Annotated in this window: 10 protein-coding genes; 9 read left to right on the plus strand and 1 reads right to left on the minus strand. The window is 68.0% G+C overall.

Features of this window, described 5'->3' with window-relative positions; genetic code table 11:
- Window positions 1–10: 10 nt before the first annotated feature.
- The 9 genes from AAFN88_RS02850 (at window position 11) to phoB (ending at window position 10,809) form a co-directional block, all read left to right on the plus strand.
- Entirely contained in the window at window positions 11–2,275 is a 2,265-nt protein-coding gene (locus AAFN88_RS02850; protein WP_347521620.1) for an NADP-dependent malic enzyme, read from the plus strand.
- 36 nt (window positions 2,276–2,311) lie between these two features.
- Entirely contained in the window at window positions 2,312–2,734 is a 423-nt protein-coding gene (locus AAFN88_RS02855) for a hypothetical protein (protein WP_347518022.1), read from the plus strand.
- Between the two features lie 86 nt (window positions 2,735–2,820).
- Window positions 2,821–4,332, plus strand: coding sequence for an ATP-binding protein (locus AAFN88_RS02860; RefSeq protein WP_347518023.1), 1,512 nt, complete (start codon window positions 2,821–2,823; stop codon window positions 4,330–4,332).
- A gap of 285 nt (window positions 4,333–4,617) precedes the next feature.
- Entirely contained in the window at window positions 4,618–5,640 is a 1,023-nt protein-coding gene (locus tag AAFN88_RS02865) for a PstS family phosphate ABC transporter substrate-binding protein (protein WP_347518024.1), read from the plus strand.
- A gap of 171 nt (window positions 5,641–5,811) precedes the next feature.
- Entirely contained in the window at window positions 5,812–7,194 is a 1,383-nt protein-coding gene (pstC, locus tag AAFN88_RS02870) for a phosphate ABC transporter permease subunit PstC (RefSeq protein ID WP_347518025.1), read from the plus strand.
- Entirely contained in the window at window positions 7,187–8,485 is a 1,299-nt protein-coding gene (pstA, locus tag AAFN88_RS02875; protein ID WP_347518026.1) for a phosphate ABC transporter permease PstA, read from the plus strand. Before pstC ends, pstA begins: the two co-directional genes overlap by 8 nt.
- A gap of 44 nt (window positions 8,486–8,529) precedes the next feature.
- On the plus strand, window positions 8,530–9,333 hold the full coding sequence (pstB, locus tag AAFN88_RS02880; protein WP_347518027.1) for a phosphate ABC transporter ATP-binding protein PstB: 804 nt from the start codon (window positions 8,530–8,532) through the stop codon (window positions 9,331–9,333).
- Between the two features lie 37 nt (window positions 9,334–9,370).
- Entirely contained in the window at window positions 9,371–10,120 is a 750-nt protein-coding gene (gene phoU, locus AAFN88_RS02885; protein WP_347518028.1) for a phosphate signaling complex protein PhoU, read from the plus strand.
- Window positions 10,117–10,809: a phosphate regulon transcriptional regulator PhoB gene (gene phoB / locus AAFN88_RS02890; RefSeq protein ID WP_347518029.1), complete on the plus strand. Its 693-nt coding sequence runs from the start codon at window positions 10,117–10,119 to the stop codon at window positions 10,807–10,809. The genes phoU and phoB overlap by 4 nt, the downstream gene beginning before the upstream one ends.
- Before the next feature lie 125 nt (window positions 10,810–10,934).
- On the opposite strand, the gene AAFN88_RS02895 is transcribed toward phoB, so the two are convergent.
- Window positions 10,935–13,670 (minus strand): bifunctional acetate--CoA ligase family protein/GNAT family N-acetyltransferase, encoded by a 2,736-nt coding sequence (locus tag AAFN88_RS02895; protein WP_347518030.1) that lies wholly within the window; start codon window positions 13,668–13,670, stop codon window positions 10,935–10,937.
- Window positions 13,671–13,738: the final 68 nt, after the last annotated feature.

Raw genomic sequence — 13,738 nt, forward strand, 5'->3', positions numbered from 1 at the left:
AGCAAAGACCATGAAGAAGGACCGCATTACGGATCAGGAAGCCTTGGAGCTGCATGCCTGCGGCCGGCCCGGCAAGTTCGAGATCCAGGCCACCAAACCGCTGACCACCCAGCGCGACCTGTCGCTGGCCTACTCGCCCGGCGTCGCCGCGCCCTGCCTGAAGATCTACGAGGACGAGACCAAGGCCTTCGACTACACGGCCAAGGGCAACATCGTCGCCATCGTGTCCAACGGCACCGCGGTGCTGGGCCTGGGCGACCTGGGCGCCCAGGCGGCCAAGCCGGTGATGGAGGGCAAGGCGGTCCTCTTCAAGCGCTTCGCCGACGTCGACGGCATCGACCTGGAAGTCGACACCCGCGACGTCGAGGAGTTCGTCAACTGCGTGCGCTTCCTCGGCAAGTCCTGGGGCGGCGTGAACCTGGAGGACATCAAGGCCCCGGAGTGCTTCATCATCGAGGCGCGCCTGAAGGAGCTGATGGACATCCCGGTGTTCCACGACGACCAGCACGGCACCGCCATCATCACTACCGCCGGCTTCATCAACGCCCTGGCCCTGACCGGGCGCAACATCGCCGAGGTCAAAGTGGTGATCAACGGCGCCGGGGCGGCCGGCATCGCCTGCGCCGAGCTGATCAAGGCCATGGGCGTGCCGCACGACCGGGTGCTGCTCTGCGACACCCGCGGCGTCATCTACGAAGGGCGCGGCGAGGGCATGAACCAGTGGAAATCGGCGCACGCGGTGAAGACCGAGGCGCGCACCTTGGAGGACGCCTTCAAGGGCGCCGACGTCTGCATGGGCCTCTCGGCGAAGGGCGCCTTCACGCCGGAGATGATCACCTCCATGGCCGAGCAGCCGATCATCTTCGCCATGGCCAACCCGGACCCGGAGATCACCCCGGAAGAGGTGGCCGAGCTGCGCGGCGACGCCATCGTCGCCACCGGACGCTCCGACTACCCCAACCAGATCAATAACGTCCTGGGTTTCCCCTACATCTTTCGCGGGGCGCTGGACGTGCGCGCCTCGGCCATCAACATGGAGATGAAGATCGCCGCCGCCGAGGCCCTGGCCGAGCTGGCCCGCGAGGACGTGCCCGACGAAGTGGCCCGCGCCTACGACAGCAAGACGCTGCGCTACGGCCGCAACTACATCATCCCGGCGCCCTTCGACCCGCGCCTCATCGTCGCCGTGCCCAAGGCGGTCGCCGAGGCGGCCATGAAAAGCGGCGTGGCGCGCAAGCCGATCGAGGACCTGAAGGCCTACGAGCAGCAGCTCTCGGCGCGCCTCGACCCCACGGCCTCCAGCCTGCAGCGCATCTTCGACAAGGTCGAGAAGAACCCCAAGCGTGTGGTCTTCGCCGAGGGCGAGGAGGAGCGCACCATCCGCGCGGCCCTGGCCTTCCAGCAGGCCGGCTACGGCACGCCGGTACTGGTCGGGCGCGAGGAGCGCGTGCTGGAGACCATGAAGTCGATCGGCCTGGAGAGCTCCAGCCTGGAAATCCACAACGCGCGCCTGTCCAAGAACAACGCGCGCTACGTCGACTTCCTCTACGAACGTCTCGGGCGCCAGGGCAAGCTGCGCCGCGACTGCCAGCGCATGGCCAACCAGAACCGCAACGTCTTCGCCGCCTGCATGGTGGCCTGCGGCGAGGCCGACGCCATGGTCACCGGCCTGACCCGCAGCTTCGGCGTCGCCTACCAGGACATCCGCCGCGCCATCTCGCCCAAGTCCAAGCGCCGGGTCATCGGCCTGTCGATCCTGGTGATGCGCGGGCGCTCCATCTTCATCGCCGACACCTCGGTGCATGAACTGCCCGACGGCGAGCAGCTGGCCGACATCGCCATGCAGGCCGCCGCCGCGGCGCGCGCCCTAGGCCACGAGCCGCGCGTGGCGCTGCTGTCCTATTCCAACTTCGGCAACCCCTGGCACCCTTCGGCCCAGCGCATCCGCGACGCGGTGCAGCTGCTCGACCTGCGCGAGCCGGACTTCGAATACGACGGCGAGATGCAGGCCAACGTCGCGCTCAACTATTCCCTGATGCAGGAGATGTATCCCGTCTGCCGCCTCTCCGGGCCGGCCAACGTGCTGGTCATGCCGGGCCTGCACAGCGCCAACATCACCGCCAAGCTGATGCAGCAGAGCGGCGGCGGCACGGTGATCGGGCCGATCCTCATGGGCCTGGAAAAGCCCGCCCAGGTGGTCCAGCTCGGCGCCACGGTGAACGACCTGGTCACCGCCGCGGCCCTGGCGGCCTACGAGGCGGAAGCGGGCGACTAGGATGCGCCGAAACTCCTCCGGACGAAGAGACCCGCGGTGACGGACCGCGAAAACCCGGAGCGGCCACACCGCAAGCGCCCGCTGGGCGCCACCCTGCTGAGCCTGCTGATGGGCTGGCTGACTTTGTCGGCCATCGGCAATGCAATGGTCTTCCCTGCCGCCGGGATCGGCTGGCCGGCGTACTTCACTGTTCTGGCGGTCGCTTACGCGGTCACGGCAGGGGCGACCGCCGTGGGCCTGTGGCGCATGAGGCCTTGGACGCTGACCGCCTTTCGCGCCTGGGGCGTGGTGCTACTGGTTCTGATGATCGTTTTCTCGTTCTTCTTCCAGGTTCCACAACTCCTCAAGGCGGATCCGGTGGGACAGGGAATTCTCCTCGTGGCGACCACGGGCACCATGGTCCTGGTCTATTGGCTGATGCACCGCTACATCAAACGCTACATTGCCGACCCGGACTGAGGCCGTTGCAAAAGCTTCACGCGCAACCGGGCGGGCGGGCGTGCTAGACTCGCGCCCTGGATTTGTCCGGCAGGCAGGAAACCGGCATGAGCGAAGAGGCGCCGCAAAGCGGGGCTGACAGGACGGCGGCCGCAGGCGATAGCCCGGCGGCGCAGGCCGCGGCCGCACCGGGATGGGGCCGCCTGCCGATCGCCGCCGCGGTGCTGTGGCTGCCCTGCGCCCTGGTGCTGGCGGCGCTGACGCTCCTCGGCCTCCTGCCTCCCCTGGCCGCCGGCCTGGCCGCCGCGGCGGCGCTGGCGCTGACAATGGTCATGCTGAACCGCCACTTCCGCCGCCTGGAGACCCTGACCGGCTACCTGAGCCGCCTGCGCGAGGCCGGCGACGACAGCCCCCTGCCGGGTGCGCCCTCGGGCGGCGATCTGCTGTCGCCGGGCTTGGCGGAAGCCATCGCCGAGACCGCCCGCGAGCAGCGCGCAAGACGCCGCGACCTGAAAGACACCATGGCGCTCAACGCCGCGGTGCTGGCCGGCCTGCCGGACCCCTTGATCCTGGTGGCCGAGGACCGCCGGGTGCAGCGCCTCAACCCGGCGGCCGAGGCGCTGCTGGGCCATGACCTGGCCCGGGATCTGGCGGGGCGCGACCTGGCGCTGGGGTTCCGCAACCCGGCGCTGCTGGCCGCCGTCGACGCGGTGCTGGAGGGCGGCGGACAGGAGAGCGTGGAGTTCCCGATCCCCGGCAAGGTCGAGCGCGCCATGGCGGCCAGGGTGCTGCGCCTGCCCGGCGCCGCGGGCGAGCGCGCCTGCGTGATGATCGCGCTCTACGATCTGACCGGGATCAAGCAGAGCGAACGCATGCGCGCCGATTTCGTCGCCAACGTCTCGCACGAACTGCGCACGCCGCTGACCAGCCTGATCGGCTTCATCGAGACCCTGCGCGGCCCGGCCCGCGAAGACGCCGAAGCCAGGGACCGCTTCCTGAAGATCATGGAGGAGCAGTCGCACCGCATGTCGCGGCTGGTGGACGACCTGCTGTCCCTGTCGCGCATCGAACTGCAGGAGCACAGCGCACCCTCGAGCCGGAGCGACATCGCGCAAATCCTGCGCTCCGTCGCCTCGACCCTGGAGCTGGAGGCGGCGCGGCGCGGCATGCGCATCGAGATCGCGGCCGGGAACCTGCCCCCAGCCATCGGCGACCGTGACGAGCTGACCCAGGTGTTCCAGAACCTGCTGGACAACGCGGTGAAGTACGGCGACGACGGCACGGTGGTCCATGTCGCCGCCCGCCGCCTGGCGAAAGACGGGGCCGGGGAGCGGCGGCTGGGCCGCGCCGGGCTGAAGATATCGGTGTCCAACGAGGGCGAGGGCATCGGGCGCGAGCACATCCCGCGCCTGACCGAGCGCTTCTACCGGGTCGATAGCCGGCGCTCGCGCCGCCTGGGCGGCACCGGCCTGGGGCTGGCCATCGTCAAGCACATCGTCAACCGGCACCGCGGGGCGCTGGAAATCGAGAGCCGGCCCGGCGAGGGCGCCACCTTCTCGGTCTATCTGCCCTCGGCGGCGGAAGCCGCGGCGACCCTGGACGCCCCCAAGGCGTCATAAGAAAAGTTCCGCAGAATCTTTCCGGCGAGGCGGCCAAGACCCGAAAATCGCTGGATGAATTTCGCGCCTCCGGCGGGTTTTCCCCGCCCCGGCGGCGGTTGTCATGGAACTGTCATCTAACTGTAGTAATAGCATCGCCGAGGAGCCCTAGGTTGGCGCCGCCGGCACGAGGCCGGCAGGGGCATTGCGGCCCTCCGGCCGGCCATCGCAGAGATGGTCCGGACGCCGGCGGTTTAAGCAGTGCGACAGAGTTTCATCTATGGGCATTCAGCGGAGGTAATCCCCGTGATCAAGAACAAGTTTGCCGTGGCGGCCGTTGCCGGCCTGGTTTTGACGGCGCCGGCCCTGGCCGAGGCGCGTGACCAGATCCGTATCGTCGGTTCCTCGACGGTGTTCCCCTTCTCCACGGCCGTTGCCGAGAACTTCGGCCGCAGCACCAGCTTCAAGACGCCCGTCGTCGAGAGCACCGGCTCGGGCGGCGGCATAAAGCTGTTCTGCGCCGGCGTCGGCACGGAGCACCCGGACATCACCAACGCCTCGCGGCGCATGAAGAAATCCGAGTTCGAGACCTGCACCAAGAACGGCATCACCGTGACCGAGGTGAAGGTCGGCTACGACGGCATCGTCATGGCGAACGCCAAGTCGGCCCCGCAGTTCGACTTGACCAAGAAGCAGATCTTCCTGGCGCTGGCCAAGCAGGTGCCGGTCGACGGCAAGCTGGTCGCCAACCCCTACACCAACTGGAACCAGATCGACTCCTCGCTGCCGAACGAGAAGATCGAGGTACTGGGCCCGCCGCCGACCAGCGGCACCCGCGACGCCTTCGTCGAGCTGGTGATGGAAGAGGCCGCGAAGGAATTCCCGGAGATCGAGGCCCTCGACAAGGCCGGCTTCAAGCAGGTCGCCCATGCGCTGCGCGAAGACGGCGCCTTCGTCGAGGCCGGCGAGAACGACAACCTGATCGTCCAGAAGCTGGAAGCCAATCCGGTCGCCCTGGGGATCTTCGGCTTCAGCTTCCTGGATCAGAACGCCGACAAGCTGCACGGTTCCATCGTCGAGGGCGTGGCGCCGGAGTTCGAGAACATCGCCTCGGGCGACTACGGCGTTTCCCGCTCGCTCTACTTCTATGTGAAGCAGGAGCATGCCGGCACCATCCCCGGCATCAGGGAATACGTCGCCGAGTTCACCTCGGAAAAGGCCTGGGGCGAAGACGGTTACCTGGTGGAGAAGGGCCTGATCCCGCTGCCGGATGCCGACCGCAAGGCCATGCATGACGCGGCCAACGGCTTCGCGCCGCTGTCCATGTAGGGCGAAAATATCTGCCGGCGGCGGAGCCGTCGCCGCCGGCAGCCCGTTCCCGCTTGGCTAACGTCCCTCTTTCCAGGTCTTCTTTTGAGCTCTCTTCCGCCCTTCGATTTTTTTTCAGGCGTTTTCGGGGAAACGCCGCCGCCCCGCAAGACCGCGACTTAACGGACCGACATGAATAGCTTTCTTCTCATCGCCGTTCTGCTGGTTCTTTCCTCCGCCGGTTATGCCTTCGGCCGGCGCCGCGCGCGGACGGTCAGCGGCGGCCACCCGTCGACCCTGCATTCCCGCCCGCAGTACTACGGCCTCTACGTCGCCCTGTGGTGCGGCATCCCCAGCCTGCTGCTGATGGCGGTCTGGCTGATCGCCGAGCCGCAGGTCGCCCAGTGGCTGCTGGTCGCAAACCTGCCCGCCGACGCCCGCGACCTGCCGGCCGACCGCCTGTCCCTCTTGATCACCGATATCGAGAACCTGGCCTCCGGCAACATCGTCAGCCGCGACGTCGATCCGGCGCTGCAGGCGGCCGCCGACAGTTACCGGTCGGTGCGCCAGATCGGCAACGCCGCCATGGCGGTCGCCGCCATCTCCCTCGCCGTTCTGGGCCTGACCTACGCACGCCGGCGCATCGCTCCGGGCCTGCGCGCGCGCAACCTGGTCGAGCGCACGGTGTCCGTGCTGATGGTGGTCGCCTCGACCATCGCCATCCTGACCACCATCGGGATCGTGCTGTCGCTGGCCTTCGAGGCCTACCGCTTCTTCGCCCGCGTGCCGCTCACGGAGTTTCTCTTCGGCCTCAACTGGAGCCCGCAGACGGCCCTGCGCGAGGACCAGGTGGGCTCCTCCGGCGCTTTCGGGGCGGTGCCGCTTCTCGCCGGCACCCTGATGATCACTTTCATCGCCATGTGCGTGGCGGTGCCCATCGGCCTCTTCTCCGCCATCTACATGTCCGAGTACGCGCCGCCGAAGGTGCGCGCCACGGTGAAGCCGATGCTGGAGATCCTCGCCGGCGTGCCGACGGTGGTCTACGGCTTCTTCGCCGCCCTGACCGTCGCGCCCTTCATCCGCAATACCGGTGAGGCCCTGGGTCTGAACGTTTCGTCGGAATCGGCGCTGGCCGCCGGCGCGGTGATGGGCATCATGATCATTCCCTTCGTCTCCTCGCTGAGCGACGACGTGATGAACGCCGTGCCGCGTTCCCTGCGCGACGGCGCCTACGCCCTGGGCGCCACCCGCTCGGAGACCATCAAGCAGGTGATCTTTCCGGCGGCCCTGCCGGGCATCGTCGGCAGCCTGCTGCTGGCCATGAGCCGCGCCATCGGCGAGACCATGATCGTGGTCATGGCCGCCGGCCTGGCCGCCAACCTGACCGCCAACCCCCTGGAAGCGGTCACCACGGTCACCGTGCAGATCGTCACGCTGCTGGTCGGCGACCAGGAGTTCGACAGCGCCAAGACCCTGGCCGCCTTCGCCCTGGGCCTGGTGCTCTTCACCGTCACCCTGGCGCTCAACGTGGTCGCACTGCACGTGGTCCGGAAATATCGAGAGAAGTATGACTGAGAGCACGATGCCCACCCTGCGCCGCGCCGATCTTTCGGAAGCGCGCCTGAAGCGGCGCTACGCCGCCGAGCGGCGCTTCCGCCTCTACGGCATTTCGGCCATCGTCGCCGCGCTGAGCATCCTGGGCCTGCTGATCGGCACCATCGTATCGAACGGCTACACCGCCTTTCAGCAGACCTACCTGGCGATCCCCGTTCATCTCGACGCCCAGGCCATCGACCCGCAGGGCGACCGCGACCCGCAAACCCTTCATTCCGCCGACTACCAGGGCCTGGTGAAGCAGGCACTGCGCGAGATGTTCCCCGAGGTGACCGGGCGCCGCGACAAGCTGAAGCTCTACGGCCTGGTGTCCAGCGCCGCGGGCTACGACGTGCGCGACCAGGTGGTGGCCGATCCCGCGCTGATCGGCACCACGCAGACACTGTGGATGCGTTCCTCCGACGACGTCGACAGCCTGATCAAGGGCGCCATCGACCGCCGCTTGCCGGAGAGCGACCGCCGCGTCAAGGACAACGAAATCCGTTGGATCGAGTCCCTGGAGTCGCGCGGCGGGGTCGAGCTGCGGTTCAACAGCGCGTTCCTCACCTCCGGCGACTCGCGCGAACCGGAGCAGGCGGGCATCTGGGGAGCGGTCGTCGGTTCCGCCTACACCCTGCTGGTCACTCTGCTGCTGACTTTTCCGGTGGGCGTGCTCTCGGCGGTCTACCTGGAAGAGTTCGCGCCCAAGAACCGCTGGACCGATTTGATCGAGGTCAACATCAACAACCTGGCCGCGGTGCCCTCGATCATCTTCGGCCTGCTGGGCCTGGCGGTCTTTCTGGGGACCTTCGGCCTGCCGCGCTCGGCGCCGCTGGTGGGCGGCATGGTTCTGGCGCTGATGACCCTGCCGACCATCATCATCGCCGGGCGCGCCGCGCTGAAAGCGGTGCCGCCGTCGATCCGCGAAGCCGCTCTGGGCATCGGCGCCTCGCCGCTGCAGGTGGTCACGCACCACGTGCTGCCGCTCGCGCTGCCCGGCATCATGACCGGCACCATCATCGGCATGGCCCAGGCGCTGGGCGAGACCGCGCCGCTGCTGATGATCGGCATGGTCGCCTTCATCGTGGACGTGCCCGGGGGCGTCACCGATCCGGCGACGGTGCTGCCGGTCCAGATCTATCTTTGGGCGGACTCTCCGGAGCGCGCCTTCATGGAGAAGACCAACGGCGCCATCATGGTGCTGCTGGCCTTCCTTATCGTTATGAACGCCCTGGCCGTTCTGCTGCGCAAGCGCTTCGAACGGAAGTGGTAGCCGGCAGGCCGACGACGAAGCGGTTCCAGGAAAGGGAAGACATCATGGAAGCAGTTCTCCAATCGGAAATCCCCGCCGCGGCGCCGGACGGCACGGCGAAGATCAGCGCCCGCGGGGTATCGGTCTACTACGGCGACACCAAGGCATTGAAAGACGTCGATCTGGAGATCGGCGAGAACCAGGTCATCTCCCTGATCGGTCCTTCAGGCTGCGGGAAGTCGACCTTCCTGCGCTGCCTCAACCGCATGAACGACGTGATCGACACCTGCCGCGTGGAAGGGGAGATCACCCTGGACGATGTCGACATCTACCGCAGCGGCCTGGACGTGGTGCAGCTGCGCGCGCGCGTCGGCATGGTGTTTCAGAAGCCGAATCCCTTTCCCAAGTCGATTTACGACAATATCGCCTACGGGCCGCGCCTGCACGGCATCGCCGAGACCAAAGCGGAACTGGACGGCATTGTGGAGCTCAGCCTCATGAAGGCCGGGCTCTGGGACGAGGTGAAGGACCGCCTGCAGGCGCCGGGGACCGGCCTGTCCGGCGGCCAGCAGCAGCGCCTTTGCATCGCCCGCGCCATCGCCGTGAACCCGGAAGTGATCCTGATGGACGAGCCCTGCTCGGCCCTGGATCCCATCGCGACGGCGAAGATCGAAGAACTGATCGACGAGCTGCGGCAGAACTTCACCATCGTCATCGTCACCCACTCCTTGCAGCAGGCCGCGCGCGTTTCGCAGCGCACCGCCTTCTTCCATCTGGGCGTCCTGGTCGAGGTCGGGGACACCGAGCAGTTGTTCACCAACCCGCGCGACGAGCGCACCCAGGGCTACATCACCGGCCGCTTCGGCTGACCCCTGGACAAACACGAGACGCGAAGGGCAGGCAAGCATGAGCGCCAACCACATCGTCAAATCCTTCGACGAGGAACTGCAGCAACTCAACGCCATCGTGCTGCGCATGGGCGGTCTCGCCGAGGCCCAGATGGCCAATGCGATCGACGCTCTGGCGCGCCGCGATTCGGAGCTGGCGCAGAAGGTGGTCGCGGGTGACGAGGCCATCGACGAGATGGACCTGGAGCTGGACGAGAACGCGGTGCGCACCCTGGCGCTGCGCCAGCCCATGGCCAACGATCTGCGCGAAGTGATTTCGGCGCTGAAGATTTCGAGCGACCTGGAGCGCATCGGCGACTATGCCAAGAACGTCGCCAAGCGCACCTTGGCCCTCAACCAGCTTGCGCCCCACGAGGCGACGCGCTCCATCCCGCGCATGGCCAAGCTGGTGCAGGCGATCATCAAGGACGTGCTCGACGCCTACGCCAACCACGACCCCAACCGCGCGATCGACGTCTGGCACCGCGACGAAGAGGTCGACGAGATGTACACGGCGCTGTTCCGCGAGCTCCTCACCTACATGATGGAAGACCCGCGCAACATCACGCCCTGCACGCATTTGCTGTTCATTGCCAAGAACATCGAGCGCATCGGCGATCACGCCACTAACATCGCCGAGACGACACACTATCTTACGACCGGAAAGCGCATCCAAGGCGGCCGCCCGAAGAACGACCTCTCCAGTTTCCAGATCATGAATCCGGAAGACGTTGAGGAAGGCGGCACGGAAGACGGGGAGGGCGCATGAAACCTCTTGTCCTGATCGTCGAGGACCAGGAGGCCCTGGTCACGATGCTGCGCTACAACCTTGAAAGTGCGGGCTTCCGCATAAACACCGCGGGCGACGGCGAGGAGGCCCTTGTGGCGGCCGCCGAAGAGGTGCCGGACCTGATCCTGCTGGACTGGATGCTGCCGCTGATGTCCGGCATCGAGGTTTGCCGGCAGTTGCGCAGCAAATCGGAAACCAAGCGCGTGCCGATCATCATGTTGACGGCGCGCGGCGAGGAGAGCGACAAGCTGCGCGGGCTGGACAGCGGTTGCGACGACTACATCACCAAGCCCTTCTCGCCGGCGGAGATGATCGCACGCGTCAACGCGGTGCTGCGCCGGAGCAAGCCGGAGCTGAGCAGCGAGATGCTGACCTTCGAGGACCTGGCCATGGACCTGGCGGCGCACCGCGTCAAACGCAATGGCCAGGACATCCATCTGGGCCCGACGGAGTTCCGCCTGCTGCGCCACCTGATGCAACACCCCGGTCGCGTCTTCACCCGCGAGCAGCTTCTGGATTCGGTCTGGGGCCGCGACGTCTACGTGGAGCCGCGCACCGTCGACGTCCACATCCGCCGGCTGCGCAAGGCGCTGAACCAAAGCGGCGAGGAGGATCTGATCCGCACCGTGCGCTCGGCCGGCTACTCCCTCGACCGGCCCAGTGCCTGAATGACCTCGTGCTTCGAGACGCTCGCTGACGCTCACTCCTCAGCATGAGGTCAACTAAGCTCCTGCCTCATCCTGAGGAGGCGCGGCAGCGCCATCTCGAAGGATGCACCGCAATCTCCGAGCAGTTACTCGCGCAGCGGGCGGCGGACGCGGATTATGCCGTCTTCCGGTGCGCCGCGTTGAAAGCCCAGCTCGTCGCAGAGCGCCAACATGCGCGCGTTGTCGGCCAGCACGTCGCCCCAAACTTCGCTGAGGCCCCGCCTCACCGCGAAGTCCATGATGCGCTCCATCAGCGCGCGGCCCAGGCCGCGGCCCTTGGCGTCGGAGCGGATGGCGATGGCGAACTCGGCGCGCTGGTTGTCCGGGTCGGCGACCAGTCGCACCACGCCCAGGCCGCCGCGGTCTCCGCCCTTGGCGCTGTGGTCCTCGCCTGGCGCCGGGAAGGCGGCCAGCGCCATTTCGCGGTCGTAGTCGAGCTGCGTGAGGCGTGCCGCCAAGTCCGGCGGCATCTCGCGCATCTGCGCGAAAAAGCGCATGCGCACGTCTTCCGGATCCATGTGCCGAAAACCTTCGCGCAGGGCCTCGGCATCCTCGGGGCGCAGCGGGCGCAGGAAGATCTTTTGCCCGTCCGGCAGGGCGAAGGTCTGCTCCAACGCCTTGGGATAAGGACGGATCGCCAAGCGGTCGGCGCCGCAGAGCCTGCCGGCCTCTTCGCCGAGAGAGGCGCCAGCGAGGCGGATGCGGGCATCCAGGGCGATGACGCCCTCGCTGTCGGCCAGCAGGGGATTGATGTCGACTTCCGTGATCTCGGCCACGTCGATGATGAGCTGCGACAGGCGGACGAGGCAGGCGGCGACCTCTGCGATGGCGGCGGGCGGGCGGTCGCGGTAACCCTGCAGCAGCTTGTAGACCCGGGTCTGCTGCATCATCGCCTCGGCCAGCACCGGGTCCAGCGGCGGCAGGGCCAGCGCCTTGTCCTTGATCACCTCCACGGCAGTGCCACCCTGGCCGAACAGCATGACCGGACCGAACTGCGCGTCGTCGACCACGCCGAGGATCAGCTCCTCGGCCTGGGGGCGGCGGCACATGGCCTGCACCGTGAAGCCCTGCAGGCGCGCCTTGGGGGCCGCCTTGGCGATGCGCTTCAGCATGGCCTCGGCCGCCCGCTCGACCGCCTCGGCGCCTTCCAGGTCCAGCGCCACGCCGCCCAGGTCGCTCTTGTGGGTGATGTCGCGCGACAGGATCTTCAGCGCCACCGGCCCGCCGATCCGCGCGGCGGCCGCGCCGGCTTCCCCGGGCGTCGCCACCACCTCGGCCGGCAGCACCGGGATTCCGTAGGCCGCCAGCGCCTGCTTGGCTTCGGCCTCGTTCAGCCACTCGCGGCCTTCGCCGATTGCCGTGGCGGCGAGTTTGCGCACCAGGGCGGTGTCCGGCGCCGCGCTCTCCGGCACCGAGGGCGGCACCCGCATCAGCAGCGATTGGGCGTGACGGTAGCGTTCCAGATGCATGAAGGCGCGCACCGCCTGTTCCGGCGTCGGGTAGTGGGGCAGACGGTGTTCCGCGAAGGACCGGCGCGCCTCGCCCACCGCCTGTTCGCCGACCCAGGCGGCGAGAACCGGACGGTGATGGCTTTGCTCGCTTTCGGCACGGGCTTCGATCACCGCCTGGGCCGCCTCGTTAGGATCGGCGACGGCGACGGGGCAGTGCATGGCCAGCACGGCGTCGCTGTTCGGGTCGCGCAGCAGGGCCGCCATCGCCGCCTTGTAGCGCGAGCCCGGGGCGTCGCCGATGATGTCGACGGGGTTGGCGCGACTCCAGGTCGCCGGCAGGTGCTTGTCCAGTGCGGCGACGGTCTCCGGCGCCAGCTCGGCCAGCTTGCCGCCCCCTTCGATCAGCGCATCGGTCGCCAGCACCCCCAGGCCGCCGCCGTTGGTGAGGATGGCGAGGCGGGAGTCGCCGCGGCGCGTGGAGCTGGCGGCCGCATAGTTTGCCAGGGTCTCGGCCGCATCGAACAGCTCCTCCAGGGAATAGACGCGCAGCATGCCGGCGCGCGCGAAGACCGCGTCGTAGACCGCGTCGGCCCCGGCCAGCGCCCCGGTATGGGAGGCGGCAGCCTTCGCACCCTCGGCAAAGCGGCCGCCCTTGATGACGATGACCGGCTTGTTGCGCGCGGCGATGCGCGCCGCCGACATGAACTTGCGGGCGTGGCTGATCGACTCCACGTAGAGCAGGATCGACTTGGTCTCGGGGTCCATGGCCAGGTAGTCGAGCAGGTCGCCGAAATCCACGTCGGCCTTGTCACCCAGAGAGACGACCTTGGAGAAGCCGATGCCGCGCGGCGTCGCCCAGTCCAGCATGGCCGTGACCATGGCGCCGGACTGGGTGACGAAGGCGAGGTCGCCGGGCAGCGGCGCGATGTGGCTGAAACTGGCGTTGATGCCGAGGGCCGGCACCATCATGCCCAGGCAGTTGGGCCCGACGATGCGCAGAAGGTGGGGCCGCGCCGCGTCCAGCATCCGCTGGCGCAACCCGCCGCCGTCGCCGTCGCCGACGCCGGCGGTGATGACCACCGCGGCGCGGGTGCCGCGGGCGGCGAAATCGGCGATGAGCTGGGGAACGCTGTCCGGCGGGGTGGCGATGATCGCCAAATCCGGCGCCAGCGGCAGCGCCTCCACCGAGGGATAGGCCAGCACCCCCTCCAGGCTCTCGTGCTTGCGGTGCAGGGGCAGGATCGGCCCCTCGAAGCCGCCATGGAAAAGGTTGCGCGCCAGCACCGCCCCCAGGGAGCCGTCACGCCGGCTGCCGCCCACCAGGGCAATGGAGCGCGGCTTGAAGAGGGCGTCGAGATTGCGGATGGTCACCGGCGGAAGGTCCTGAAGCTCTTTCGGGAACGCAGCATTGCAATGGCCCTCAGGCTATCACGCCAGGA

The sequence above is a fragment of the Pelagibius sp. CAU 1746 genome (assembly GCF_039839785.1).
GTDB lineage: Bacteria > Pseudomonadota > Alphaproteobacteria > Kiloniellales > Kiloniellaceae > Pelagibius.

Coding starts and splice junctions, on each gene's coding strand:
- AAFN88_RS02860 (WP_347518023.1), top strand. CDS start 2,821: ATGAGCGAAGAGGCGCCGCAAAGCGGGGCTGACAGGACGGCGGCCGCA.
- phoU (WP_347518028.1), top strand. CDS start 9,371: ATGAGCGCCAACCACATCGTCAAATCCTTCGACGAGGAACTGCAGCAA.
- pstB (WP_347518027.1), top strand. CDS start 8,530: ATGGAAGCAGTTCTCCAATCGGAAATCCCCGCCGCGGCGCCGGACGGC.
- pstC (WP_347518025.1), top strand. CDS start 5,812: ATGAATAGCTTTCTTCTCATCGCCGTTCTGCTGGTTCTTTCCTCCGCC.
- phoB (WP_347518029.1), top strand. CDS start 10,117: ATGAAACCTCTTGTCCTGATCGTCGAGGACCAGGAGGCCCTGGTCACG.
- AAFN88_RS02850 (WP_347521620.1), top strand. CDS start 11: ATGAAGAAGGACCGCATTACGGATCAGGAAGCCTTGGAGCTGCATGCC.
- pstA (WP_347518026.1), top strand. CDS start 7,187: ATGACTGAGAGCACGATGCCCACCCTGCGCCGCGCCGATCTTTCGGAA.